22 protein-coding genes are annotated in these 26,359 nt (G+C 66.4%); 13 read left to right on the top strand and 9 right to left on the bottom strand.

From position 1 onward, the window contains the following. The first annotated feature begins 87 nt into the window (after positions 1-87). From KHN93_RS08035 to KHN93_RS07985, 11 genes are all read left to right on the top strand, one after another. The gene (locus KHN93_RS08035) at positions 88-2,916 is read left to right on the top strand and encodes a 2-oxoglutarate dehydrogenase E1 component (RefSeq protein ID WP_047125629.1); all 2,829 of its coding nucleotides are present in this window, start codon (positions 88-90) and stop codon (positions 2,914-2,916) included. 42 nt (positions 2,917-2,958) lie between these two features. Next, on the top strand, positions 2,959-4,182 hold the full coding sequence (sucB, locus tag KHN93_RS08030) for a dihydrolipoyllysine-residue succinyltransferase (protein WP_212579369.1): 1,224 nt from the start codon (positions 2,959-2,961) through the stop codon (positions 4,180-4,182). 150 nt (positions 4,183-4,332) lie between these two features. Further along, positions 4,333-5,769: a dihydrolipoyl dehydrogenase gene (gene lpdA / locus KHN93_RS08025; protein WP_039528099.1), complete on the top strand. Its 1,437-nt coding sequence runs from the start codon at positions 4,333-4,335 to the stop codon at positions 5,767-5,769. A 154-nt stretch (positions 5,770-5,923) separates the two neighbouring features. Then, a complete protein-coding gene (locus KHN93_RS08020) occupies positions 5,924-6,517 on the top strand; it encodes an LOG family protein (protein WP_016901548.1) in 594 nt (197 codons plus the stop codon). Positions 6,518-6,898: 381 nt separating this feature from the next. Next, positions 6,899-7,501, top strand: a complete 603-nt coding sequence (locus KHN93_RS08015; protein ID WP_212579618.1) for an IMPACT family protein — start codon at positions 6,899-6,901, stop codon at positions 7,499-7,501. Further along, entirely contained in the window at positions 7,498-9,267 is a 1,770-nt protein-coding gene (locus KHN93_RS08010; protein ID WP_104559129.1) for an ABC transporter transmembrane domain-containing protein, read from the top strand. The genes KHN93_RS08015 and KHN93_RS08010 overlap by 4 nt, the downstream gene beginning before the upstream one ends. Before the next feature lie 101 nt (positions 9,268-9,368). Next, positions 9,369-10,268, top strand: coding sequence for a hydrogen peroxide-inducible genes activator (locus KHN93_RS08005; protein ID WP_104559128.1), 900 nt, complete (start codon positions 9,369-9,371; stop codon positions 10,266-10,268). A gap of 88 nt (positions 10,269-10,356) precedes the next feature. Then, positions 10,357-12,045, top strand: a complete 1,689-nt coding sequence (locus KHN93_RS08000) for an ATP-binding cassette domain-containing protein (protein ID WP_104559127.1) — start codon at positions 10,357-10,359, stop codon at positions 12,043-12,045. Further along, positions 12,029-13,114: an efflux RND transporter periplasmic adaptor subunit gene (locus tag KHN93_RS07995; protein WP_039520460.1), complete on the top strand. Its 1,086-nt coding sequence runs from the start codon at positions 12,029-12,031 to the stop codon at positions 13,112-13,114. Before KHN93_RS08000 ends, KHN93_RS07995 begins: the two co-directional genes overlap by 17 nt. After that, on the top strand, positions 13,111-14,514 hold the full coding sequence (locus tag KHN93_RS07990) for a TolC family protein (RefSeq protein ID WP_104600718.1): 1,404 nt from the start codon (positions 13,111-13,113) through the stop codon (positions 14,512-14,514). Before KHN93_RS07995 ends, KHN93_RS07990 begins: the two co-directional genes overlap by 4 nt. 152 nt (positions 14,515-14,666) lie before the next feature. Then, positions 14,667-14,879, top strand: coding sequence for a hypothetical protein (locus KHN93_RS07985; protein WP_104600719.1), 213 nt, complete (start codon positions 14,667-14,669; stop codon positions 14,877-14,879). A 271-nt stretch (positions 14,880-15,150) separates the two neighbouring features. Here the strand turns inward: KHN93_RS07985 and KHN93_RS07980 are convergent, their stop codons facing one another. The 6 genes from KHN93_RS07980 to hrcA all read right to left on the bottom strand — a co-directional run bounded on the left by KHN93_RS07980 (position 15,151) and on the right by hrcA (position 22,537). Next, on the bottom strand, positions 15,151-16,278 hold the full coding sequence (locus KHN93_RS07980; protein ID WP_104600720.1) for a prephenate dehydrogenase: 1,128 nt from the start codon (positions 16,276-16,278) through the stop codon (positions 15,151-15,153). Next, the gene (gene pdxY / locus KHN93_RS07975; protein ID WP_102580990.1) at positions 16,275-17,183 is read right to left on the bottom strand and encodes a pyridoxal kinase; all 909 of its coding nucleotides are present in this window, start codon (positions 17,181-17,183) and stop codon (positions 16,275-16,277) included. The genes KHN93_RS07980 and pdxY overlap by 4 nt, the downstream gene beginning before the upstream one ends. Positions 17,184-17,524: 341 nt before the next feature. Beyond that, a complete protein-coding gene (gene dnaJ / locus KHN93_RS07970) occupies positions 17,525-18,652 on the bottom strand; it encodes a molecular chaperone DnaJ (RefSeq protein WP_016901560.1) in 1,128 nt (375 codons plus the stop codon). A gap of 143 nt (positions 18,653-18,795) precedes the next feature. Next, complete coding sequence (dnaK, locus tag KHN93_RS07965; protein WP_039511674.1) at positions 18,796-20,724, bottom strand: molecular chaperone DnaK; 1,929 nt, start codon at positions 20,722-20,724, stop codon at positions 18,796-18,798. A 142-nt stretch (positions 20,725-20,866) separates the two neighbouring features. Next, positions 20,867-21,385, bottom strand: a complete 519-nt coding sequence (gene grpE, locus KHN93_RS07960) for a nucleotide exchange factor GrpE (protein WP_010366360.1) — start codon at positions 21,383-21,385, stop codon at positions 20,867-20,869. A gap of 99 nt (positions 21,386-21,484) precedes the next feature. After that, complete coding sequence (gene hrcA / locus KHN93_RS07955; protein ID WP_212579368.1) at positions 21,485-22,537, bottom strand: heat-inducible transcriptional repressor HrcA; 1,053 nt, start codon at positions 22,535-22,537, stop codon at positions 21,485-21,487. Positions 22,538-22,653: 116 nt separating this feature from the next. Here hrcA and recN point away from each other — a divergent pair, with 116 nt between their 5' ends. Further along, on the top strand, positions 22,654-24,318 hold the full coding sequence (gene recN, locus KHN93_RS07950) for a DNA repair protein RecN (RefSeq protein WP_104623292.1): 1,665 nt from the start codon (positions 22,654-22,656) through the stop codon (positions 24,316-24,318). Positions 24,319-24,429: 111 nt separating this feature from the next. Here recN and fur read toward each other — a convergent pair whose 3' ends face one another. Continuing rightward, a complete protein-coding gene (gene fur / locus KHN93_RS07945; RefSeq protein WP_016901564.1) occupies positions 24,430-24,840 on the bottom strand; it encodes a ferric iron uptake transcriptional regulator in 411 nt (136 codons plus the stop codon). A 104-nt stretch (positions 24,841-24,944) separates the two neighbouring features. Here fur and KHN93_RS07940 point away from each other — a divergent pair, with 104 nt between their 5' ends. Continuing rightward, positions 24,945-25,340, top strand: a complete 396-nt coding sequence (locus KHN93_RS07940; protein ID WP_039528130.1) for an outer membrane protein assembly factor BamE — start codon at positions 24,945-24,947, stop codon at positions 25,338-25,340. A 275-nt stretch (positions 25,341-25,615) separates the two neighbouring features. Here the strand turns inward: KHN93_RS07940 and KHN93_RS07935 are convergent, their stop codons facing one another. Then, positions 25,616-25,891, bottom strand: a complete 276-nt coding sequence (locus tag KHN93_RS07935) for an RnfH family protein (protein WP_104570544.1) — start codon at positions 25,889-25,891, stop codon at positions 25,616-25,618. Between the two features lie 2 nt (positions 25,892-25,893). Beyond that, positions 25,894-26,325 (bottom strand): type II toxin-antitoxin system RatA family toxin, encoded by a 432-nt coding sequence (locus KHN93_RS07930; RefSeq protein WP_212579367.1) that lies wholly within the window; start codon positions 26,323-26,325, stop codon positions 25,894-25,896. Positions 26,326-26,359 lie beyond the last annotated feature (34 nt).

The raw sequence follows: 26,359 nt of genomic DNA, 5'->3' as shown, positions 1-26,359 counted from the left end.
ATTTTTCGAGATTTGAGACCGACCGACAGGGCATCTCGCCCCGCCGCTTCCGCACAATCATCCCCACAGCAGACCCGACTTACCATCGTGGATAATCTCCTAAAGCAGTTCGCACAGTCATCGCAGCTCGCCGGCGGCAACGCCGCCTATATCGAGGATCTGTACGAGCAGTACCTCGTCGCCCCGGACAGTGTTGACCCGAAGTGGAAGAGCTATTTCGATGGCTTCAAGGGTCGCGATGCCGGTGATGTACCGCACTCGGCAGCCATTGCCCACATCCTCACCGCCTCCAAGCAGGCTGCCAACGCCGGCACCGGCGCAGCGGCCAGTGACGAGCGCGAGCGCAACGTCGGCCGCCTGATCACCGCCTACCGTGCGCGTGGCCACCTCGGCGCGCAGCTCGACCCGCTCGGCCTGACCCCGCCGGTCAACCCGCCCGATCTGGACCTGCCGTTCCACAGCCTTTCGCAGGCGGATATGGACAGCGAGTTCAGCACCGGCGGCGTCGGCGGCCAGCCGCGCATGAAGCTGAAGGATCTGCTGGCCCGCCTGAAGGCGACCTACGCCAGCACCATCGGCGCAGAGTTCATGCACATCCAGGAATTCGACCAGCGCCAGTGGATCTACAAGCGCCTGGAAGATGCCGGTGGCAAGATCGCCGGCGACGCGGCCAGCCGCAAGCGCACGCTGGAGCGGCTCACCGCTGCCGAAGGCCTGGAGCGCTACCTGCACACCAAGTACGTCGGCCAGAAGCGCTTCTCGCTGGAAGGCGGCGACGCGCTGATCCCGATGATGGACGAGATCATTCGCCAGTCCGGCAACGATCAGGTCAAGGACATCGTGATCGGCATGGCCCACCGCGGCCGCCTCAACGTGCTGGTCAATACGCTGGGCAAGAACCCGCGCAAGCTGTTCGACGAGTTCGAAGGCAAGTTCGAGCACGCCCACGACGACCGCGCCCACACCGGCGACGTGAAGTACCACATGGGCTTCTCGGCCGACATCGCGGTCGGTGGCGACAAGCAGGTGCATCTGGCGCTGGCCTTCAACCCCTCGCACCTGGAAATCGTCGACCCGGTCGTGGTCGGCAGCGTGCGTTCGCGTCAGGAACGCTTCGGCGATGCCGAGCGCAAGACCGTGCTGCCGATCCTGATCCACGGCGATGCCGCATTCGCCGGCCAGGGCGTGGTGATGGAACTGTTCCAGATGTCGCAGGCGCGCGGTTTCGCCGTCGGCGGCACCGTGCACATCGTGGTCAATAACCAGATCGGCTTCACCACCAGCGCCCGCGACGACGCCCGTTCCACGCTGTACTGCACCGACGTGGCCAAGATGATCGGCGCGCCGGTCTTCCACGTGAACGGCGACGACCCGGACGCGGTGATGTTCGTGTCCAAGCTGGCCTACGAATTCCGCCAGCAGTTCAAGAAGGACGTGGTCATCGACCTGGTCTGCTACCGACGCTGGGGCCATAACGAGGCCGACGAACCGGCAGCGACCCAGCCGGTGATGTACCAGACCATCCGCAAGCACAAGACCACCCGCGAGCTGTACGCCGCCAAGCTGGAAAGCGACGGCGTGCTTAGCGCCGACGAGGCCAAGGCGCTGGTCGACGGTTACCGCAACAAGCTTGATTCGGGCGAGTACACCACCGAACTGGCGACGCGCAAGCCGGACGAATTCGCCATCGACTGGTCCAAGTATCTGGTCGGCACCGCTGCCGATCCGGTCGACACCCGCGTCAAGCGCGAGCAGCTGGACCGTCTGGCCAAGCTGATCACCACGATTCCGGAAGGCGTCGAGCTGCATGCGCGCGTCGGCAAGATCTACGACGACCGCGTCAAGATGGCCGCCGGTGAGCAGGCCGGCGACTGGGGCTTTGCCGAAAACCTGGCCTACGCCACCTTGCTGGCCGAAGGCCACAAGCTGCGCCTGGTCGGCCAGGACGCCGGTCGCGGCACGTTCTTCCACCGTCACGCGATCCTGCATGACCAGAAGACTGACAGCTACCACCTGCCGCTGCGCCAGCTGGTGCAGAACCCCGAAGACGCCACCATCATCGACTCGCTGCTCAGCGAAGAAGCGGTGATGGGCTTCGAATACGGCTACTCCACCACCGACCCCAATGCGCTGTGCATCTGGGAAGCGCAGTTCGGCGACTTCGCCAATGGCGCGCAGGTGGTGATCGACCAGTTCATCGCTGCTGGCGAAGCCAAGTGGGGCCGCATCGCGGGCCTGTCGCTGTTCCTGCCGCACGGCTATGAAGGCCAGGGCCCGGAGCACAGCTCCGCGCGTCTGGAGCGCTTCCTGCAGCTGTGCGCGCTGGAGAACATGCTGGTCTGCGTGCCGACCACGCCGGCGCAGTGCTTCCACATGATCCGCCGCCAGATGCGCATGACCACCCGCAAGCCGCTGGTGGTGATGACGCCCAAGTCGTTGCTGCGCCACAAGCTGGCGGTATCGAGCCTGGAAGAACTGGCCGAGGGCGAGTTCCAGCATCTGATTCCCGACGCCAAGGCCGATGCCGGCAAGGTCAAACGCGTGGTGCTGTGCTCGGGCAAGGTCTATTACGACCTGCTCGAAGACCAGACCAAGCGTGGCCAGGACGACGTCGCCATCCTGCGCGTGGAGCAGCTGTATCCGTTTCCGCGTGCGCAGCTGGCCGCCGAGCTCAAGGCCTATGCCAACGCCACCGACGTGGTGTGGTGCCAGGAAGAACCGCAGAACCAGGGTGCGTGGTACCAGATCCGCCACCATCTGAACTTCTGCCTGGCCAGCGGCCAGAGCCTGCATTACGCCGGCCGTGCCCGTTCGCCCTCGCCTGCCGCCGGCCATATGGCCGACCACATCGTCGAACAGCAGAAGCTGGTCGCCGATGCGCTCCTCAATCCGTTCAACGACCAAGTCGCTGAATAACTCCTCTTCCCCAAAGAACGAAAACCCTAGGACGCTCCCCGAATGGCCACCGAAGTCAAAGTTCCGGTACTGCCCGAATCCGTTTCCGACGCCACCATCGCCAGCTGGCACAAGAAGGCCGGTGAAGCGGTCAAGCGCGACGAGAATCTGGTCGACCTGGAAACCGACAAGGTCGTGTTGGAAGTTCCTTCGCCGGTCGACGGCGTGCTGAAGGAAATCAAGTTCGAAGCCGGCAGCACCGTCACCAGCAACCAGATCCTGGCGATCATCGAAGAAGGCGCCGTGGCTGCGGCCGCACCGGCCGACGAGAAGAAGGCCGAGGCACCGGCTCCGGCCGCTGCTGCCCCGGCCGCTGCCGCCCCGGCCCCGGCCCCGGCTGCTGCCGCTGCGCCTGCCGCTGCATCCAAGTCCGCTGCCGATGCGCTGCCGCCGGGTGCGCGTTTCTCCGCGATCACCCAGGGCGTGGATCCGGCCCAGGTCGAAGGTACCGGCCGTCGTGGCGCGGTGACCAAGGAAGACATCGTCAACTTCGCCAAGGCCGGCGGCGTGGGCAAGGCATCCGGCGCCCGTCCGGAAGAGCGCGTGCCGATGACCCGCGTGCGCAAGACCATCGCCAAGCGCCTGATGGAGTCCAAGAACTCCACCGCGATGCTGACCACTTTCAACGAGGTCAACCTGGCCAAGGTCTCGGCCGCACGCAAGGAGCTGCAGGACGAGTTCCAGAAGGCGCACGGCATCAAGCTCGGTTTCATGAGCTTCTTCGTCAAGGCCGCCGCCAACGCGCTGCAGCGCTTCCCGCTGGTCAACGCCTCGATCGACGGCGACGACATCATCTATCACGGCTACAGCGACATCTCGATCGCGGTGTCGACCGAGAAGGGCCTGGTCACGCCGGTGCTGCGTAACGTTGAGCGCCAGTCGTTCGCCGACGTCGAACAGGGCATTGCCGACTACGCCGCCAAGGCGCGCGCCGGCAAGCTGGGCCTGGACGATCTGCAGGGTGGCACCTTCACCATCACCAACGGCGGCACCTTCGGCTCGCTGCTGTCGACCCCGATCATCAACCCGCCGCAGAGCGCCATCCTGGGCATGCACGCGATCAAGGAGCGTCCGATCGCCGAGAACGGCCAGGTCGTGATCGCCCCGATGATGTATCTGGCGCTGTCCTACGACCACCGCATCATCGACGGCAAGGACTCGGTGCAGTTCCTGGTCGACATCAAGAATCAGCTGGAAAACCCGGGCCGGATGTTGTTCGGTCTGTAAGAGCCGGGAATCGGGAATGGAGATTCGGGAATGGGACAAGCGCCCATCGACCGCTCCATTCCCGCCTGGACCTGGATGGGACGCAGCAGGCGCACGCATGCGCTCTTGCGATTCTCCATTCCCTATTCCCCATTCCCGTGAGCAAATGAAATGAGCGAACAATTCGACGTCGTCGTCATCGGTGCCGGTCCGGCCGGTTATCACGCTGCGATTCGCGCGGCCCAGCTGGGTATGAAGGTCGCCTGCATCGACGCGGCTATCGGTAAGGATGGCAAGCCGGCGCTGGGCGGTACCTGCCTGCGCGTGGGCTGCATTCCGTCCAAGGCGCTGCTGGATTCCTCGCGCCAGTTCTGGAACATGGGTCACCTGTTCGGCGACCACGGCATCAGCTTCAACGACGCCAAGATGGACGTGCCCACCATGATCGGCCGCAAGGACAAGATCGTGAAGCAGTTCACCGGCGGCATCGCGATGCTGTTCAAGGCGAACAAGATCACCCCGTACTACGGCTTCGGCCAGCTGCTGCCGGGCAACATCGTCAAGGTCGCCCAGCACGAAGGCGGCGAGATCGAGCTCAAGGGCACCAACGTGATCCTGGCGCCGGGCTCGGAGTCGATCGAGCTGCCGTTTGCCAAGTTCGAAGGCGACACCATCGTCGACAACGTCGGCGGCCTGGATTTCACCGCCGTTCCCAAGCGTCTGGCGGTGATCGGCGCCGGCGTGATCGGCCTGGAGCTGGGCAGCGTGTGGAAGCGCCTGGGCGCCGAGGTCACCATCCTCGAAGCGCTGCCGGATTTCCTGGCGCTGGCCGATGCCGAAGTGGCCAAGACCGCGCTGAAGGAATTCAAGAAGCAGGGCCTGGACATCAAGCTCGGCGCCAAGGTCAGCAAGACCGAGATCACCGGCAGCGGCGATGCCAAGCAGGTGGTGGTCAGCTACACCGACGCCGCAGGCGAGCAGACCCTGACCGTGGACAAGTTGCTGGTGGCCGTGGGCCGCAAGGCCGCGACCAAGAACCTGCTGGCCGAGGGCACCGGCGTCAAGCTCAACGAGCGTGGCCAGATCGAGGTGGACGGGCATTGTCACACCGGCGTCGATGGCGTGTGGGCGATTGGTGACTGCGTGCGTGGCCCGATGCTGGCGCACAAGGGCTTCGAGGAAGGCATCGCGGTTGCCGAGTTGATCGCCGGCCTGCCCGGCCACGTCAACTTCGACACCATTCCGTGGGTCATCTACACCGAGCCGGAGATTGCCTGGGTCGGCAAGACCGAGCAGCAGTTGAAGGCCGAAGGCGTCGCCTACAAGGCCGGCAGCTTCCCGTTCGCGGCGATCGGCCGTGCCGTGGCCATGGGCGAGCCGGCCGGCTTCGTCAAGGTCATCGCCGATGCCGAAACCGATCGCGTGCTGGGCATGCACCTGGTTGGCGTGGGCGTGTCCGAGCTGGTGCACGAAGGCGTGCTGACGATGGAATTCAACGGCTCGGCCGACGATCTGGCGCGCATCTGCCACGCCCACCCGACGCTGTCCGAAGCAATCCACGACGCCGCGATGGCAGTGAGCAAGCGCGCGATTCATAAGGCCAACTAAGCCGGGAATCGGGAGTGGGGAATCGGGAATCGTAAGAGCGTTCCCATCACCTCACTCTTCATGCTGACGCCGGACCTAGGTCCGGCGTCATGCGTTCTGGCTGCTGTGTTTGCTTTGACCCATTCCCGATTCCCAACTCCCGATTCCCAATCCCATGAAAAGCATCTGCGTCTACTGCGGTTCCAATGCCGGCAACAAACCCGCCTATGCCGAGCGCGCCACTGCGCTGGGGCAACGCATCGCCGAGCAGGGCCTGCGGCTGGTATATGGCGGCGGCAACGTCGGGCTGATGGGCACCGTGGCCAATGCGGTGCTGGCGGCCGGTGGCGAGGTGACCGGGGTGATTCCGCAGCAGCTGGCCGATTGGGAAGTGGCGCACCGTGGGCTGACCACGCTGGAAATCGTCGGTTCGATGCATGAGCGCAAGATGCGCATGTTCGAGCTGTCCGATGCCTTTGTCGCCCTGCCCGGCGGCTTCGGCACCATGGAAGAGATCTTCGAGATGCTGACCTGGCGCCAGCTCGGCATCGGCAACAAGCCTTGCGCGTTCCTGGATATCGAAGGGTTTTACGCACCGCTGATCGGCATGATCGATCGCATGGTGGAAGAGCGCTTCCTGCATCCGGACCAGCGTAGCGACCTGTGGTACGGCGCCGATATCGAACAGATGCTGGAGTGGATGCAGCACTACACGCCGGCGCAGGCCTCCAAGTGGATCGACGAGAAGCGCCGCTCCACCCTGGTGTGATGCGGGGCGACGCACGCTCCCTGCCCCATCGCAGGCCAGGCCCGGCGTCAGGCACGCGCTTCAGTAGGCACGCAGCGGCGCTGTAGTCATACGTCAGCTGCGTGGAAGTAGCCACGCACCGGGCCATGTCTCACTTATGCGGCCATCGCTCGGCGCGATGCCGCACCCGGCGGCGCCTGCCACGACCCGAATCGTGCGTCACGTTGTTCGCCAAGTCGACGGAGCAGCCACACGGCCTGCGTGTAATGGCCCCAGGGCCTGCGCGCACCCATTGCGCATCTACCCGTCGGCGCAACGCCGCAACGCATCCCTCTGCCGATCTGCAAGCTTGCAACGGCAGTCACGATGGCTGCGGCGTCCGGCGCGACCGGCTCGCATAGAATGGCGACGATGCTCGATACCCTCGCCGCTGACGCGCACCACAGCCTGGACATCAAGCACAGTCGCTTTCTGGCCAACGCTGCGGCACTGGACTCTCCCGCGCAGGCGCTGGAGATCGTGCAGCGCGTGTCCGTTGCCGATGCCACCCACAATTGCTGGGCCTATCGATACGGGCAGGACTACCGTTCCAGCGACGATGGCGAGCCCAGCGGCACCGCCGGGCGGCCAATCCTCGCGGCCATCGATGGGCAAGGCTACGACCGCGTGGTGGTGGTGGTCACGCGTTGGTATGGCGGCATCAAGCTCGGTGCCGGTGGGCTGGTGCGTGCCTACGGCGGCGCCGCGGCCGAATGCCTGCGACTGGCAGCGCGACAGCCATTGGTTGCGTTGTCGCTGCTCGACCTGCAATGTCGGTTCGACGACCTGGGCCTGGTGCATTCTGCCTTGAGCGCCTTCCACGCCGACAAGCTGGACGAGCGCTTCGACGCGCAGGGCGCGGCACTGCGCGTGCAACTGCCTGCCGATCAACTGGCCGGCTTGAAAATGCGCCTGTGCGACGCCACTCGCAACCGTGTCCATCTCTCATCACCGGAAGCCGCATGAACCAGCCAGCCGCCGCCAGGCCCAACCCGTTGCGGAAGCTTGGCAGCCTGCGCACCTTGTGGCCGTTCGTGCAGCGCCAGCGTGGCCTGTTCGCCGCCTGGCTGATCGCACTGGCCATTTCCTCGGCCGCCACGTTGAGCCTGCCGGCGGCGGTCAAGCAGATGATCGACCATGGTTTCTCCGGCGGCTCGCAGATCAACCACGCCTTCGCGCTGCTGTTCGCGGTGGCGGTGGTGCTGGCGGTGGCAACGGCCGCGCGGTTTTATTTCGTCGCGTTGCTGGGCGAAAAAGTGGTGGCCGATTTGCGCGGCCGCCTGTATGCGCATCTGATCGGGCTGGACGCCGGCTTCCATGATCGCAGCCGCAGTGGCGAGCTGGTGTCACGCCTGTCGGCCGACAGCGAGCTGCTGCGCGGGGTGATCGGCACCACCATGTCGGTGGCGCTACGCAGCTCGGTGACGGTGATCGGCAGCATGGTGATGTTGTTCGTGACCAGCCCGCGGCTGGCCGGCTTCACCCTGATCGGCATTCCGCTGGCGGTGCTGCCGATCGTGCTGGGCGCACGCCGCCTGCAGAAGATCTCGCGCGCCAGCCAGGACCGCGTCGCCGATGCCAACACGCTGGCGGCCGAAACGCTGGGCGCGGTGCGCACCGTGCAGGCGCATGCGCGCGAGCGCTACGAGAGCCAGCGGTTCAGCCAGGCCCTGTTCGCCGCGATCGATACCGCACGGCTGCGTATTCGCACCCAGGCCACTGTGACGGCGGTGGCGATCATGCTGATCTTCGGCGCCATCGTCGGTGTGCTGTGGCTGGGCGCGCACGATGTGATTGCCGGACGCATGACCCCCGGCACGTTGGGACAGTTCGTGTTGTACGCGCTGATCGGCGGCGGGTCGGTCGGTGCCTTGGCCGAGGTCTGGAACGAGTTGCAGCGCGCCGCCGGCGGCATGGGCCGGGTCGGCGAATTGCTTGACGAGCAGCCGGCGATCTTCGCCCCGGCCACGCCGCAGCCCTTGCCAAAGCCGCTGCGCGGCGCGATCCATTTCGATCAGGTGGTGTTCCATTATCCGCAGCGCCCCGATGCGCCGGCGCTGGATGGCTTCGACCTGCATGTCCATCCGGGCGAAACCGTGGCGCTGGTCGGGCCCTCCGGCGCCGGCAAGAGCACGGTGCTGGCGATGTTGCTGCGCTTCCACGACCCGGTCAGCGGCAGGCTGCGTATCGACGAGGTGGACCTGCGCGATACCGACCCGGTACTGCTGCGCGAACGCATCGCCCTGGTGCCGCAGCAGCCCACGCTGTTTGCCGCCAGCGCCGCCGACAACATCCGCTATGGGCGCCTGGACGCAAGCGATGCAGAGGTGCAAGCCGCCGCCGCGGCCGCCGAGGCCGACAGTTTCATCCGCGCCCTGCCGCAGGGCTACGCCAGCGAACTCGGCGAACGCGGCACGCGCCTGTCCGGCGGCCAGCAGCAACGGGTGGCGATCGCGCGCGCCTTGCTCAAGGACGCGCCGATCCTGCTGCTGGACGAGGCCACCAGCGCGCTGGATGCGCAGAGCGAACGCGCCGTGCAGCAGGCGCTGGACCGGTTGATGGAAGGCCGCACCACGCTGGTCATCGCCCATCGCCTGGCCACCGTGCTCAAGGCCGACCGCATCGTGGTGATGGATGCCGGCCGCATCGTCGCGCAGGGTACGCACGCGCAGTTGATCGCCGAAGGCGGCCTGTACGCCGAACTGGCGCGGCTGCAGTTCATTGATCAATGACGCCTGGGTGACACCGGCGTGTGCTGTCATGCCGGCGTGTCCGCGGCAGCGGCCCGGGCCGATCCTGCGCCCCCACGCGCCCCCACCTGACGACGTCACGCATGCCCCGCCCCAGAACCACCCTTCGCCAGCTCAGTTATTTCGTCGCGCTCGCCGACACCGGCAGCTTCACCCGCGCCGCAGAGCAGATGGGCGTGTCGCAACCCTCGTTGTCGCAGCAGATCCGGGCGCTGGAAACCATCGTCGGCGCCGCGCTGTTCGAACGCGGCGTGCCGGCCATCCTGACCCCGTTGGGGCGCGACCTGCTTGATCGCGCGCGCAGCATCCTGCTGGACGTCGCCGATCTGGAAGACGTCCGCGCCACCTCGGCCGACACCTTGATCGGCACCATCCGGCTGGGCGTATCGCCCACGCTGGGCGCCTATCTCATGCCGAGCCTGGTCGCGCGCCTGCACCGCGAACACCCGGCGCTGCGCGTGCACGTGCGCGAAGGCCTGCCGACCGCGCTCGCCAGCGGCCTGGCCAGCGGCGTGCACGACCTGATCCTGGCGCAATTGCCGGTGGCCGGGCGCGGCCTGCATAGCGAGCGGCTGTTCCGCGAACCGCTGCACGTGACCATGGCCGCCGATCACCCCTTGCGGGCCAAGACCTGCATCACGCCGGCCGATCTGCGCGGCGCCAACCTGCTCACCTTGATGCCCGAGTACCGCCTGGCCGAACAGGTTGCGGCGATCGCCATGGACGTCGGCGCCAATGTGCTGCGCGATTACGAAGGCACCAGCCTGGATGCGATCCGCCAGATGGCCGGGATGGGCATGGGTCTTGCACTGCTGCCAGACCTGTATGTGCGCCAGGAAATCCGCGAGGGCGACGATGTCGTGGTCCGGCCGATCAAAGGCGGACGCTACTATAGGGAGATCGGGCTGTTGTGGCGGCAGGGCGCAGGACGCGCGCCGGCCTTCGGCCTGATCGCCAATCTTCTGCGTGCGGTGGCCGCATAGGAAAATCCTATGCGTCGAATAAGTGCTGCGGCCTTGTTCGCCAGCTGCAACTCGTCAATGCTTCATTGAACTCATCAACGGAAATCGAATGGCGGGCAAGCAGATCGGATGGCGAGAAGCGGGAGCCTGGCTGGCGGAAATCGTCGGGCCGGACATGCCCTATGTGCGCCTGGCCATGGTGTACGGAGTCGCGATCAGCCTGCTGTCGCTGGCCACGCCGATCTCGGTGCAGTTGCTGATCAACAGCGTAGCCAATACCGCACTGCCGGCGCCGCTGTGGACCCTGTCGAGCCTGCTGCTGGGCCTGTTGCTGCTGGTCGCCGGCCTGAGCGCGATGCGGGTGTGGGTCATGGCGCTGTTCGAGCGCCGGCTGTTCGCACGCGTGGTGTCGGAAATCACCGTGCGTGCGGTGCATGCGCAGAATCCGTTCTTCGCCGACCAGAACCGCGGCGACATGTTCAACCGCTACTTCGATCTGGTGGTGGTGCAGAAAGCGGTGCCGAGCCTGGCCATCGGCGCCTTCACCATCGTGCTGCAATCGGCGGTCGGGCTGATACTCACCAGCTTCTACCACCCGTTCTTCCTGGGCTTCAATGCCTTGCTGCTGCTGGTCATCTTCGGCATCTGGATGATCTGGTCGCGCGGGTCGATCCGCACCGCGGTCGACCTGAGCCATGCCAAGCACGAGGCTGCGCGCTGGCTGGAAAGTGTCGGCGGCTCCAACGGCTTCTATAAGTCCAGCCGCCACCTCAACTTTGCGATGGACCGCTCCGAGTCCGTCACCGCCGCCTATGTCGACCGGCATCGGCGCCACTTCCGTTACAGCTTCACCCAGACGGTGGCGTTCCTGCTGGTCTACGCGATCGCCAGCGCGGCGCTGCTGGCGCTGGGCGGCAACCTGATCCTGCGGGGCGAGTTGTCGATCGGCCAGCTGGTGGCGGCCGAGCTGATCCTCAGTGCTGTGTTCTACGGCATCTCGCAACTCGGTGCGTACCTGGACGCGTTCTACGACCTGGTGGCCAGCTCCGAGGAACTGTCGCTGCTGTTCGCCATCCCGCAGGAACGCGCGGTCGTGGCACCCGGCAAGACGCCCGGCAACAGCGCGGTGCGCCTGGACGGGGTGGTGATCGACGGCGCGCGTTTCGATTTTTCGCTGGCTGCCGGCGAGCAGCTGGTGACGATCGCCGATGGCGGCGCGGAGCGGCTGCTGGCGATGATCCTCAAGCGCCACGTGGTCCCCGATCGCGGGCTGGTGATGGTGGGCGGTGCGGACATGGCCACCTTCGACATGTATCTGCTGCGCTCGGAAGTGACGGTGCTCGACCGGCCGACCATTGTCGAAGTCACCATCCGCGAATATCTGGCGCTGGCATCGGCCGATGTGAACTCCGAGGCAATGCTGGAGGCGATCGATGCGGTGGGCTTGCGCACCCGCATCGCCGCGCTGCCGCACGGCCTGGACACGCGGCTGGCGGCCTCTGGCTACCCGCTGTGGATCGGTGAAGTGATGGCCTTGAAGCTGGCCAATGCGCTGCTGGTGCGCCCGCGCGTGCTGATGCTGTCGCAGCTGTACGACCTGATTCCCGCCGACCGCCTGGCCGGCGTGCTGCGACGCCTGAAGGCGGCCGGCACCACGGTGCTGCTGTGCACCGGCCGGCCGGAAGACATCACCCTGGATGGCTGGTTCCACCTGCAGCCCGAGCGACAGCAGCGCTTTGCCACCCGCGCCGAACTGATCGCCTCCACGCAGGAGGCAAACGATGCAGCACGCTACTGATCGCAACGCGCACTTCCCCACCCTGGCGGCGATGCGCCCACCCAGCATCGCCAAGGCGCTGGCCTGGATGCTGCTGATCGGCATTGTCATTGCCAGTGCGATCCTGGCGCTGGCGCCGTGGGTGCAGACCGCCAGCGGCAAGGGCCAGGTGGTGGCGCTGGATCCGGGCGACCGTCAGCAGCAGGTCACCGCCTTCGTGCCCGGCCGGGTCGAGCGCTGGTATGTACACGACGGCCAGCATGTCTCGCGCGGCGATCCGATCGCGCGTGTCGGCGACCTGGACCCGGATCTGCTCGCCCGCCTGGCCAGTGAACGGGCGCAGGTGCAGGCGGAAATCACCGCGATCCAGCAATCGCGCGCGGTTGCCAGCATCGATGTGGCGCGCAGCAGGCAATTGCTCGCCGAGGGGCTGGCCGGCCGCCGCGACTTCGAACTAACCCAGATCAAGGTCGCCGAGGCCGATGCCAAGCTGGCCGAATCGCGCGCCAAGCTGACCCGCATCGACATCCAGTTGAACCGCCAGTCGGCGCAGCTGGTGCGTGCACCGCGCGATGGCCGCGTGCAGCAGCTCAACGCCGCCAGCGGCAGTGCGATGGTCTCGCCCGGCACGGTGCTGGCGGTGATCGCGCCGGAGCGGGTGGAGCGTGCGGTCGAGCTGTTTATCGACGGCCGCGACGTGCCGCTGATCCGCCCCGGCCGCCCGGTGCGGCTGGAGTTCGAGGGCTGGCCGGCGATCCAGTTCAGCGGCTGGCCGTCGGTGGCGCACGGCATGTTCGATGGCCGCGTGCGCGCCATCGACCCCAATGCCGCGCCCGATGGCCTGTTCCGCATCCTGGTCGAACCGCAGCCGGGCAAGCCGGCCTGGCCGGCGCAGGAATTCGCCCGCCAGGGCGGCAAGGTGCGCGGCTGGGTGCAGGGCGAAACGGTGAAGGTGGGCTACGAACTGTGGCGCCAGCTCAATAATTTCCCGCTGGAGTTCGGCCGCCGTCCGGCGGCAACGACGACGCAGGATGAGGGCAAGGCCAAGGCGGCGCCCAAGGCCGAAGACGACGAGACCGGCAAGAAATGATCCGCCGTCTTGTCGTCCTGCTGATCGCGCTCGTACCGGGCGTGGGCGCCGCCCAGACCACCCCGCTGACGCTGGATGAGGTGCTGCGCTCCTCTGCACGCTCTTCCCCGCAGATCGTCGAAGCGCTGGCCAAGGTCCGCCAGGCCGAGGGCAAGGGCATCTCGGCCGACGGTGCGTTCGATACGGTGTTCGATCTCGACGGCCGTTCGCGCGAGGCCGGCTACTACGACGGCAGCACGATCGAAAGCACCGTCAAGCGTCCCTTCGATGACAACGGCGGCTATTACTACGGCGGTTACCGCTCCTCGCGCGGCGCGTTCCCGGTCTACGAAGACAAGTCCTACACCGACCGCGGCGGCGAAGTGAAAGTCGGCGCGCTGTATGCGCTGCTGCGCGACCGCGTGGTCGACGAGCGCCGCACCCGCCGCAGCGTTGCCGGTGGCGATATTGATGTCGCCCAGTACGAAGCGCAAATGGTCGCCATCGGTGTGCAACGCCGCGCGGTGGATGCCTACCAGAGCTGGGTCGCGGCCGGCCTGAAGCTGCGCGCGTACAACGAGCTGCTGCAGCTGGCCGAGCAGCGCCGCAATGCGATTTCGCGGCAGGTGACGCTGGGCGCGCGGCCCACCATCCTGCTGACCGAGAACGACCAGAATCTGGTCCGCCGGCGTGCCCTGGTGGTGCGTTCGGAGCAGGACTTCGCCAACGCCGCCAATGCCTTGTCGCTGTATCTGCGCGACGATGCCGGCATGCCGTTGATCGTCTCCACCGAGCGCCTGCCGGCCGATACGTCGGCGCTGGAAGGTCTGGCCGGTGCCAGCAGGATCACCGCGCCGGTGGAGCGCCCCGATTACCGCGCGGTGCTGACCCGGATCGACCAGGCCACCGCGCGGCTGATGCTGGCGCAGAACGATCTCAAACCACGCCTGGATGTCAGCTTCGAGGTCAGCAAGGATCTGGGGGCGCCCGGTGTGGGCGGCCCGAACCGCTCGCCGACCGATGCGATCATCGGCTTCCGCTTCAGCGTGCCGCTGGAAAACCGCACCGCCAAGGGCAAGGTCGCCGAGGCACGCGCCGAGATCGAGGCGCTGGATCAGCGCAGCCGCTACCTGCGCGACCAGATCACCGTGGAGGTCGAATCGATCGTCATCTCGCTCACCGCTGCCGAGCGGCTGGCCAAGATCGCCGACGAAGAACGCAGCCTGGCCGACCGCCTCGCCGTGGCCGAACGCCGCCGCTTCGAACTGGGCTCGGGCGATTTCTTCCTGGTCAATCAGCGCGAGGAGACCGCCAACGACGCCCGCGTGCGCCTGATCGATGCGCAGGCGCGCATTGCCTCGGCGCGTGCCGAGCTGGCAGCGGCAACGGCCGACCGGGACGCGTTGCAGCTGAGCCGTTGAGCAGGCTGCGGGGCGGCTCGCCAAGCGTTGCCGCAGTGCGCAATGACGCCCGGGTAACACCTGCCTGCGCATGCTCGCCTGCACCGGCCCGGCGCCGGGCGTGCGGTCCCTGGCGGCTCGCACTGCGACCCTGAAATCCTTCGGAGGTGCGTATGTCTTTCCGGCAATTTCCCGCAATCGGTGCAGATGGCGAGTCCTACGTCATCATCGAATTCCGCGACGAGCTCGAATCCCGCAACGGGCAGCAAGGCCGCACGCAAGCGCATACCGCGCCACGCTACGAACTGCCCGATGGGCGCCGCCTGCAACGGCAGGGCCAGCGCTTCGTCACCGATGGTGGCGAACTGCGCCTGTCGACGCCATGAAATAGCACTGGTCATTTTTTGACCAACTTACCCGTAGCCGTTGCAGCGCAATGGCTGCGCACAGTTATCCACATGCTTGTGCAGGTTTCATCCACACCCTGTGTGGATGAAACCGGTGCGCCTTGTTCGGCATTGCGCCCAGCGACAATATCCCTCGCCCTTGGGGGCATCGCATGCGGTGTCACTCGGCCAGCACATGATCGGTGCCTGACATCTGCACCCTGCTGCGGCCATCGACAGTGGGCAAGCCCACGACCGCCCCGCACTGCTGCTACCCGTTGCGGTCGGAACGCTCCAGCACCCGCCCGATGCCGCTGCGGTCGATTTCGCTGGCTGCCTGCGCCAGCGCGGCGCGATCGCTGCCCGGCTCGAACCCGATGCGGAAATGCAGCTCGCCCACCGGCGTGCGCGAGGAGTGGATCGACGACAGGTTCACCCCGTGCTGCTCGAACACATGCAGCAAGGCACGCAACGAGCCGGGCTGGTCTTCCGGCAGATACACGCTCAGGGTCAGCGGCTCGGTGAGGTCGGCCAGCAGGTAGCCCACGCGCTCATAGGTGTAGTTGCCGGCCGCGAGCGATTCGCCCTGCAGCGCCTGCGCGTTGTCGTCCAGGAACCGGGCGCGAAACTGCGCGCGCGCCGCATCGTCACCTTGCGCGACCAGGGCGCGCAGCTCCTGCAATTGCAGCAACAGCCGATCGAGCATCTCGCCGACGTACGGGTTGCCGAACTGGATGTCTTCGTAGATCGCCGGATTGAGCGAGAGGATGCGCGCGATCACCGCGGTATCCAGCTCGAACGAGGCCGAGCGATACGGCATCAGCGCGCGTAGCTCGCCGAGCAGCGGCGCGTAGTCGCGCAAGGTGCCGGCCTGCGCCAGATGGGTGGCGTGCACCATTGCCTGCACCAGCGCCATCACGCGGTCGTGATGCTCGGGCGTGGCGTACACGCACTCGGCCTGCAACGCGGTACACAGCGCCTGTACCCACGTGGACCAGTGCTGCAGGCGTGCCTGGCAGACCACCATCACCCGCCCTTTCAAGGTGGGCGATTTGGGCGGTGCGGTCATCGGATGCAGGCCGACGACCTCGGCCGGCGAGGCAAGCATCGCGGCGACCGGTGCCTGCTTGATCGAGGTGACATCCATCCACAACTGCGACGCGGCACGCGGGCCGGCAAGATCCACATAGCGCTCGATCAAGCCGGCGGTGTGGCGGATCGGTGCAGAGAAGATCAACACATCCGCTCGCTGCGCCAATGTGGCTTCGTCGATGTCGCCGTCCCCGGCCGGATCGAAGCCGATCACCTCCAGCCGCATGCGCGTGCGCAGGAACTGCGCCAGCCAGCGTCCGTAGGCGCCGGCGATGCCGACGATGCCGACCACCGGCTGCGCCATCACGCCAACCGCTCGACGGCAAAGCGCGGTGCGGCCGCGAGTGCGGCCGGCGCGGCGGCCAGCACATCGAACTCTTCGAAGCCTGCAGCCAGGGTCGCTTCCAGCGCGCTGTGCACGCCGCTGAGCGCATGCCCCACCGCCTGCTCGAACGGCACCTCGCGCAGCAGCAAACCGATCAGCAATGCCATCAGCACATCGCCGGTGCCGGCCACATCCACCGGCAGATGCGGCGTGGCCCAGCGATACACTGCCGCGTTGCTCACCGCCAGGGTTACCAGCTCACCGGTCGCGCCGGCCACGCTGTGCGCAAGCACCCATTGCGGGCCGCGCGCCAGCAATGCGCGCGCGGCAACGATGGCATCGTCCTGCTGCAGACTCGGCAAACCGGTCAGACGCCCGAGCTCGAACGCATTCGGCGTCACCAGCCAGGCATGCGGCAACAGCCGCTCGGCGAAGACGCGCTCCAGTCCAGGCTCGACATACGGGCCGGTGTGCGTGTCGCCGATCACCGGGTCCAGGCAATACCGCAGCTGCGGCGCCTGCGGCAGGGTCTGCTCGAGCCAGTCGGCGAATGCCTCGCCATTGGCCAGGCTGCCGAAGTAGCCGGAGACCAGCATGCGCGCACGCTGCGGCAGGCCGCGCTCGGTGGCACCCAGCAACAGGTCGGCCAACCAGTCGGCCGGCAGGATGCGGCCGCGCAAGGTGGCGTAGAACGGCGCGTTGCTCAGCAGCGTGGTGGGCACTTCCGCCACCCGCAGGCCCAGCGCACGCAACGGCGGCACCGCCGCGCTGTTGCCGGCATGGCCATAGACCAGTTGCGATTGCACCGAGATCACATCGATCGGCGAAGGACCATCCGGGCGCTGGCGGCGACCGTGGACGAGGTGACTGTCGGGGGCATTGTTCATCGCCGCATTTTACGCCAGCACCACCGCGCGCCCAGCGTCGATCGATGCGACCGTCGTCTGCTCGCCGCTGCACACTGCGCCGCCAGGCTGGTCTATGCGCCGGCAGCAGTCGCTATCGCCCTTACCTCTGTGGGCTCCCGCCGCACAAACGCAAATGCCGGCCTCCAGGGCCGGCATTCGTCTGAGAACCTCGCTCCAATGGTGCAAATTTCCGGGCACTCGGGAGCCGGCATCCGCTCACACGAATCCCGAATCGCCACACTGGCGCACCATCCCTGTAGGCCGGGTCACGCCGCCCTTACGATTCCCCAATCCCGATTCCCGATTCCCGATTCCCAGCCTCAGGACGTCATCCGATCCCAGAAGCCCTTGACGCCGTCGATGAACGTGGCCGACTTGGGCGAATGCTTGCGTGCATCCTCACCGGTGAACGTGGCTTCGAACTGCTGCAGCAACTCGCGCTGGTCGGCGGTCAGGTTCACCGGCGTTTCGACCACCACGCGGCAATACAGATCCCCTTCGGTGCGGCTACGCACTGAGCGCACGCCCTTACCGCGCAACCGGAACAGCTTGCCGGTCTGGGTTTCGGCCGGAATGCGGATTTCTGCCTCACCGCCCAGGGTCGCCACACGCACGGTGTCGCCGAGCGCCGCCTGCGAGATGCGGATCGGCACTTCGCAATGCAGGTCGTCGCCGTCGCGCTGGAAGATCGCATGCTCGCGCACGCGCACTTCCACATACAGATCGCCCGGCGGCGTGCCGGCCGGACCGGCCTCGCCCTCGCCTGCCAGGCGGATGCGGTCGCCGGTATCCACGCCGGCAGGCACCTTGATCGATAGCACCTTGTCTTCTTCCACGCGACCGGCGCCGTGGCAGGTCTTGCACGGATTCTGGATCAACGTGCCGCGCCCGTCGCAATGCGGGCAGCTCTGCTGCATGGCAAAGATGCCGCGCTGGATGCGCACCTGGCCGCGTCCATGGCAGGTCCCGCACACTTCCACCTTGCCGTCTTCCGAACCGCTGCCGTGGCAGGGCTCGCACTCGATCAGGGTCGGGATCTCGATGCGGCGCTCGATACCGGCGACGGCTTCTTCCAGATCCAGTTCCAACACATAACCGACGTCGGCGCCACGTCGCGCAGCGCGCGGACCGGCGGCGCCACCGCCGAAAATATTGCCGAAGATATCGCCAAAGATATCTCCCATGTCCGGGCCACCCGGCCCACCACCACCGCCCATGCCGTGCTCGAACGCAGCGTGGCCATGCGCATCGTAGGCGCGGCGCTTGTTGCCGTCCGACAACACTTCATAGGCTTCCTTGCACTCCTTGAACATCGCCTCGGCAGCAGCGTCGCCTGGATTGCGGTCCGGGTGGTGCTTCATCGCACAGCGCCGATACGCCTTCTTCAGCTCCTCGTCGCTGGCGCCACGGGCAACGCCCAGCACTTCGTAGTAATCGCGTTTGCTCATGGCAGGGAATCGGGAATCGGGAGACGGGAATCGTTCAAAGCGCACATCCTCAGTAAATCGCAATCGAAGTGGAAGGGTCCAGACAACGGGAAGGAGCGATGCCGCAGCACCGCTCCTCCCATTCTCGATTCCCTATTCCCCACTCACGCCTTCTTGTCGTCCTTGACCTCGGTGAACTCGGCGTCCACCACGTCGTCGGCGGCCTTGGAGGCCTGCGCGTTACCGCTGGCCGCATCGGCATTGCCGCCCTGCTCTGCCGCGGCGGCGGCTGCGTACAGCGACTGGCCGGCCTCTTCCAGGGTCTTGCTGCGGGCTTCGATCTGCGCCTTGTCGTCGCTCTTCATGGCGGTTTCCAGATCCGACAGCGCCGCTTCCACCTTGCCGATCACATCGCCACCGACCTTGCTGCCATGCTCGGTGATCGCGGTGCGGGTGGCGTGAATCAGGCCATCGGCCTGGTTACGGGCCTGCACCAGTTCCTGGAACTTCTTGTCTTCCTCGCGGTTGGCTTCCGCGTCGGCGACCATGCGCTGGATCTCTTCGTCCGACAGACCCGAACCGGCCTTGATCTCGACCTTCTGTTCCTTGTTGGTCTTCTTGTCCTTGGCCGACACGTGCAGGATGCCGTTGGCGTCGATGTCGAAGGACACCTCCACCTGAGGCATGCCGCGCGGCGCCGGCTCGATGCCGGACAGGTCGAACTTGGCCAGCGACTTGTTGAAGCGGGCCTGCTCGCGCTCACCCTGCAGCACGTGCACGGTCACGGCCGACTGGTTGTCCTCGGCGGTGGAGAAGGTCTGCGAGGCCTTGGTCGGGATGGTGGTGTTCTTTTCGATGATCTTGGTGAACACGCCGCCCATGGTTTCGATACCCAGCGACAGCGGGGTCACGTCCAGCAGCAGCACGTCCTTGACGTCGCCGGCCAGCACGCCGCCCTGGATCGCAGCGCCCACGGCCACGGCTTCGTCCGGGTTGACGTCCTTGCGCGGTTCCTTGCCGAAGAAATCGGCAACCGCCTGCTGCACCTTCGGCATGCGGGTCTGACCGCCGACCAGGATCACTTCGTTGATGTCGCTGGCGCGCAGGCCGGCATCGTTCAACGCGGTGCGGCACGGCTCGATCGACTTCTTGACCAGGTCTTCCACCAGCGCTTCGAGCTTGGCACGGGTCAGCTTGATGTTGAGGTGCTTCGGGCCCGAGGCATCGGCAGTGACGTACGGCAGGTTCACCTCGGTCTGCTGGCTCGTCGACAGCTCGATCTTGGCGCGCTCTGCGGCGTCCTTCAGGCGCTGCAGTGCCAACGGATCCTTGCGCAGATCGATGCCCTGATCCTTGTTGAATTCGTCGACCAGGTACTCGATGACGCGGTTGTCGAAGTCTTCGCCGCCCAGGAAGGTGTCGCCGTTGGTGGCCAGCACTTCGAACTGCTTCTCGCCATCGACTTCAGCGATTTCGATGATCGACACGTCGAAGGTACCGCCGCCCAGGTCGTACACGGCGATCTTGCGGTCACCGCCGTTCTTGTCCAGGCCATAGGCCAGGGCGGCCGCGGTCGGCTCGTTGATGATGCGCTTGACGTCCAGACCGGCGATGCGGCCGGCGTCCTTGGTGGCCTGACGCTGGCTGTCGTTGAAGTAGGCCGGCACCGTGATCACGGCCTCGGTGACCTTCTCGCCCAGGAAGTCCTCGGCGGTCTTCTTCATCTTTTCCAGCACGCGCGCAGAGATTTCCTGCGGTGCCATACGCTTGCCATCGCTGGTCTGCACCCAGGCATCGCCGTTGTCGTGGGCAAGAATGCCGTACGGCACGTGCGAGATGTCCTTCTGCACTTCGGCGTCGGTGAACTTGCGGCCAATCAGGCGCTTCACCGCGTAGAAGGTGTTCTTCGGGTTGGTCACCGCCTGGCGCTTGGCCGAGGCACCGACCAGCACTTCGCCATCCTTGGTGTAGGCGACGATCGAAGGCGTGGTGCGGTCGCCCTCGGAATTTTCGATGACGCGGGCCTTGCCGCCGTCCATGATCGACACGCACGAGTTCGTGGTGCCGAGGTCAATACCAATGATCTTGCCCATGGATACGCTCCTGATGATTCTGTAGCTGTGTCCGGCGACGCCGGGTCTGGCTGAGATGTGGGGGTGGTGCGCAGGTGTTCAAGCCACCTGCACGAATCTGCGTTTCGCGCATGCGCCCGGCAGTTCAGCCGGGCGCTGCGGTTCAGTCGTGCTTGGCCACGACCACCAGGGCCGGGCGCAGCAGACGCTCGTTGAGCAGATAGCCTTTCTGGAACACCTGCACCACGTGGCCCGGGGCGATACCCTCGGCCTCGCCCTGGCTGATCGCCTGGTGCTGGTCCGGGTTGAACGGCTGGCCGACCGGGTCGAGCAGGGTCAGGCCGTTGTCGGCCGCCACCTTGAGCAACTGCTTGTAGGTCATGTCCAGGCCATCGCGCAGCGGGCTGGGCTCGGTGCCGGCCGCAGTCAGGCCGGCGTCCAGGCTGTCGAACACCGGCAGCAGCTCGCCCAGCAGCTTCTCGTTGGCGAACTTGCGTGCGTTCTCGACATCGCGGGCGATGCGCTTGCGCTGGTTTTCCAGATCGGCCCGCTCGCGCAGGGCATCGGCCTTGACCAGCGCGATCTCGCTGCGCAGCGACTCGATCTCGGCCTTGAGCGGATCGGTCTCGGGTGGGTTCTGGGACAGGTCTTCGGAGTCGAATTCGGGGTGGTCTTGGTTCATGTGCAGTTCCCGGGCAAGCGGAACGCCCGCCCCAACGTCACCCCGTATGTGGGCGCGCGCGCGCGTTTCAAGCAAAACGATCGTATCGATCGCTGCCGCTTATCGCGTGCCGGGCGGTTCCATGGCCGCGCCCAGCACCTGGGCGGCGGTCTGCACCAGCGGAATCACCCGGTCGTAGGCCATGCGTTTGGGCCCGATCACGCCCAGCACGCCCAGCACCTGGCCATTGGCGGCATACGGCGCGGTGACCAGCGAGACATCGTCCAGCGACACCATGCCGGTCTCTTCGCCGATGAAGATGCGCACGCCCGGCGCCTGGATGGTGCGTTCGAGCAGCTGCAGGATCTCGCGCTTGCTGGCGAAGGCCTCGAACAGCTCGCGCAGCCGGTCCAGGTCCGACAGGTCCTGCACGCCCATCAGGCGGGTCTGCCCGGCCATCACCATGTCGTCGGCGTCGGCCGGCACCAGCGCCTCGCTGGCCAGATCCACGCTATGCGCCAGCAGCTGCTCCATCTCGTTCTTGGCCATGCGCAGCTCGCGCAGCAGCGAGGCGCGGATGTCTGACAGCGCGCGCCCGGCAAATTGCGCATTGAGGTAATTGGCCACCCGCTCCAGCTCGGCCGGCTCGTAGGCCCGGCGCGGCTCGATCACCCGGTTCTGCACCTCGTTGTCGGCAAACACCAGGATCGCCAGCACCCGGCGCGCGTCCAGCGCCACGAAGTCGATATGCCGGAACGCGAACTGCTCGCGCCGCGGCGCACTGACCACGCCGACGAAATGGCTCATCGCCGACAGCATCTGCGAGGCGCTGCCCAGCAGCGACTGGGTGCCGTTGCCGCTGGCAAGCTCCGCGCGCAGGCGGCGCACTTCTTCCTCGCCGGGCGACTGCATCTGCACCAGGCTGTCGACGAATACCCGGTAACCGTGCGCAGTGGGCACCCGCCCGGCCGAGGTATGCGGAGAGCTGAGCAGCCCCACATCCTCCAGATCGGCCAGGATGTTGCGGATGGTGGCCGGGCTGACGTCCAGCCCCGCGTGCTGGGCCAGCGTCTTGGAACCGACCGGCTCGCCATCGCGGATATAGCGGGCAATCAGCGTCCGCAGCAGTTGGCGTGCGCGGGGATCGAGCGTTGGGGACTGTGACGCGCGCATGGGATCATCCGGTGAGACTGGGCATAGATAATGTCTGGCCCTGCGGTTGGCAAGCGTCTTATTCCCTGCCCGCCGCTCCCACCCTAAGCTTCCCCAAAGCGTTCACACTCGATCCCATGCTCAGACACCTCTCCATCAAGGATTTCGCCGTCGTCCGCGCCACCGAACTGGAATTCGGGCCAGGCATGACCGTGGTTTCCGGCGAAACCGGCGCCGGCAAGTCGCTGATGGTGGACGCGCTGGGCTTCCTGTCCGGGCTGCGCGCCGACAGCGGCGTGGTCCGCCACGGTGCCGATCGCGCCGAGCTGTCGGCCGAATTCCAGCTGCCGGCCCAGCACCCGGGCCTGACCTGGCTGTCGGACAACGAACTCGACGACGATGCGCAATGCCAGCTGCGCCGGATCATCCGTGCCGATGGCGGCTCGCGTGCCTGGATCAACGGCCGCCCGGTGACCTCTTCGCAACTGGCGGAGCTGGCCTCGCGGCTGGTGGAGATCCACGGCCAGCACGAACACCAGGCCCTAATGGCCCGCCACAGCCAGCTCGCCCTGCTCGACGCCTACGCCCGCAACGGCGCGCAGCGCGAGCAGGTGCGCCAGGCCAGCCAGCGCTGGCAGGCCCTGCTGGACGAGCGCGATGCGCTGTCCGCGCAGGGCGATGTCTCAGACCGCATCGGCTTCCTGGAACACCAGCTCAGCGAACTGGAACGCGAGGACCTGGATCCGGCCGCGATCGCCGCGCTGGACGTCAATCACCGCCGCCAGGCGCATGCCACCGCATTGATCGGCGCCTGCGACAGCGTGGCCCTGCAGCTCAATGGCGACGACGGCGCCTCCGCGCTGGGCCTGCTGCAGGACAGCCGCCACGACCTGGCGCGCGTGGCCGAGCACGAGCCACGCCTGGGCGAGGTCGATGCACTGCTGGACAGCGCCGTCATCCAGATCGAGGAGGCGCTGGCCCTGCTCGACCGCGTGCGCGACGACCTGGAGGCCGACCCGGCCCAGTTCGAGGCGATGGAGCGCCGGCTCGGCCGCCTGCACGATCTGGCCCGTAAGCACCGCGTCACCCCGGACGAGCTGGCCGCCCAGCGTGACCGCATGAGCCTGGAAGTGGAGAGCCTGCGCGGCGCCGACGAGCGCCTGCAGCAGCTGGACAAGCATATCGAGGCGGCAATCGGCGTCTGGCGCGGTGCGGCCAGCAGCCTCAGCGCCAGCCGCACCACCGCTGCCGAGGCCTTGTCGGCCGCCACCACCACGCTGATCGGCGAGCTGGGCATGGGCGGCGGGCAGTTCCTGATCCAGCTGCAGCCGCAGGACACCCTGCGCCCCGACCCCAACGGCGCCGAACGGGTGGAATTCCTGGTCGCCGCCAACGCTGGGCAGCCGCCGCGCGCATTGCGCAAGGTCGCCTCCGGCGGCGAGCTATCACGGATTTCGCTGGCGATCGAGGTCGCCGCGCTCGGGCTGGACAGCGTGCCGACCATGGTCTTCGACGAAGTGGATTCCGGCATCGGCGGCGCGGTGGCCGACATCGTCGGGCAAAAGCTGCGCGCCCTGGGCGAAGAGCGCCAGGTGCTGTGCGTGACCCACTTGCCACAGGTGGCCGCCAAGGGCCACGCGCACTATCGGGTCAGCAAGGCGCCGGTGGACGGCATGACCCAGAGCGCGGTCGAACTGCTCGGCCCGCAGGCGCGCCAGGAAGAACTGGCACGCATGCTGGGCGGGGTGGAAGTCAGCAAGGAAGCCCGCGCGGCGGCACGCAAGCTGCTGCAGAGCGCCTGAGCCGCCGGCGCAGTATCGGCCGCCATCGGGGGTGACCAGGCAGCCGATGGCGGCAAACGTACAAGGCGGCCGAAGCCGCCTTGTCGTTGCCGCACTACCACCGGCTTGCCGTCAGCGCGGACGCTTCTTGCGCACGTACAGCACCAGCGAGTGCTCTTCCAGCTCATAGCCATGCTGGGCGGCGATCTGCCGCTGCAAGGCCTCGATCTCTTCGCTTTCGAACTCGATCACGTGGCCGGTGTCCACGTCCACCATATGATCGTGATGGCCGCCGCGATCCAGCTCATAGACCGCCTGGCCGCCTTCGAAATTGTGCTTCAGCACCAGGCCGGCAGCCTCGAACTGGGTCAGCACCCGGTACACCGTGGCCAGACCGATTTCGTCGCCATGGTCGAGCAGCTGCCGATAGATGTCTTCTGCGCTGAGGTGGTGCTGGTTGCTCTTCTGCTCGAGCAGCTCCAGGATCCGCATCCGCGGATGGGTCACCTTGAGCCCGACTTTGCGCAGGTCGTGGGTTTCCATATGTTCTCCGTTCATTGGCGATTTAGCGCCAGCTGCCATCAAACGGGTCGCGGCGACCGGCGGGAGTGTATCATCGGCGTGATTTCCTCAGCACTTAATCCCCGATGCGTAATCTCCTGCTGGTCGCCGCCGTTGCTCTTTCCACCGCTGGCTGCGGCATCATCTACAAGCAGCCGATCTACCAGGGCAATCTGATCAAACAGAATGCCGTGGAGCAACTGCAGGTAGGCCAGAGCAAGCAGCAGGTCAGCGCGTTGCTGGGTACCCCTTCGATCCCCGATCCGTTCCATTCGCAGCGCTGGGACTACACCTCCACCCAGCGCGTGGACCGTCTGGCGCGCACCGAGATCAAGAACTTCACCGTGTTCTTCGAAAACGAGCAGGTCGTTCGCTGGGAAGGCGATTATTTCCCGTCGCAGGACGAGCAGCTGGCCAAATCAGCGCCCAAGCAGTTCGGTCGCAATCTGGCCCGCGACAAGAAGAAGCAGCGCGGCCGTTGATGCGCTTGGTCGCGCACTGCGCGATCGCCTGCGTGTCGCCGCACCAGAAACGCATCCGTTTGAACGGATGCGTTTTTTATTTTCCTGGTCGCAGAGACGTGTTCGGTCAGGAACTGCAGCGCTGATCCAGATATCGACATCTGTGGCTTTCTGTCAGCCGTATCGGGGCGACATGCGCCAGTTCAAGCTACCGGCTGCGCTCGCTTGTCCAGATCGCTCACTAGAAGAGCTCGCTGTTGCGCACGGCGCGCATGCATCGCAGTGCCGGCCAACAGCTATCCGTTGGGGCCGGCCTTTTTGCTCGGTCCGGCACGGCGACGCCGTGCCTCCTTCGGATCCAGCAGCAGCGGCCTGAGCAGTTCCACCCGGTCGCCGTCACGCAGCACCTGATCCGCGCGTGCGATCAGCCCATGGATCGCCTGCGCGGCAGGTGGTCGATCCGGTGCCAAACCGGAGGCGGCAATCGCCTCGGCCACAGTGGCGCCCTCGGCCAGCTCCAGCGACACCGAACTGCAGTGGTCCGGCCAGGCCAGCACGACGTCGACCCGCATGCTCAGACGTCGCCGCGATCGGCGACCCGCACGAAATCGTTGACCATGCGGTCGGCCAGGCCCTGAAAGCCCAGCGCCAGCGCCGGGCCCAACAGTCGCGAGCTGGTTTCCACTTCCAGGGTCAGGCTGACCTTGCAGGCGTTCTCGCCCAGCGACTGAAACTCCCACAGGCCTTCCAGGCGCTTGAACGGCCCGTCGCGCAGATGCATGACGATGCGCTGCGGACGTTCGAGCACGTTTTCGGTGGTGAACCAGGTGCGGAACGACCCCAGCCCCAGATCCAGCCGCGCCACGATATGCGCCTGGTCCTGTTCAAGCACCTGCGCAGCATCACACCAGCCGAAACGGCGCGGATAGGCGGCAACATCATTGACCAGATCGAACATGCGGGTGGCCCTGTGTTCGACCAGGGCGCTGCGACGGATGGTAGGCATTCGCTAACTTGTGAAAGACAGAAGATCGTTTGAT

This window comes from Xanthomonas arboricola pv. juglandis (genome assembly GCF_905367715.1).
Lineage (GTDB): Bacteria > Pseudomonadota > Gammaproteobacteria > Xanthomonadales > Xanthomonadaceae > Xanthomonas > Xanthomonas arboricola.
This window is presented reverse-complemented; position numbering and strand designations above follow the sequence as displayed.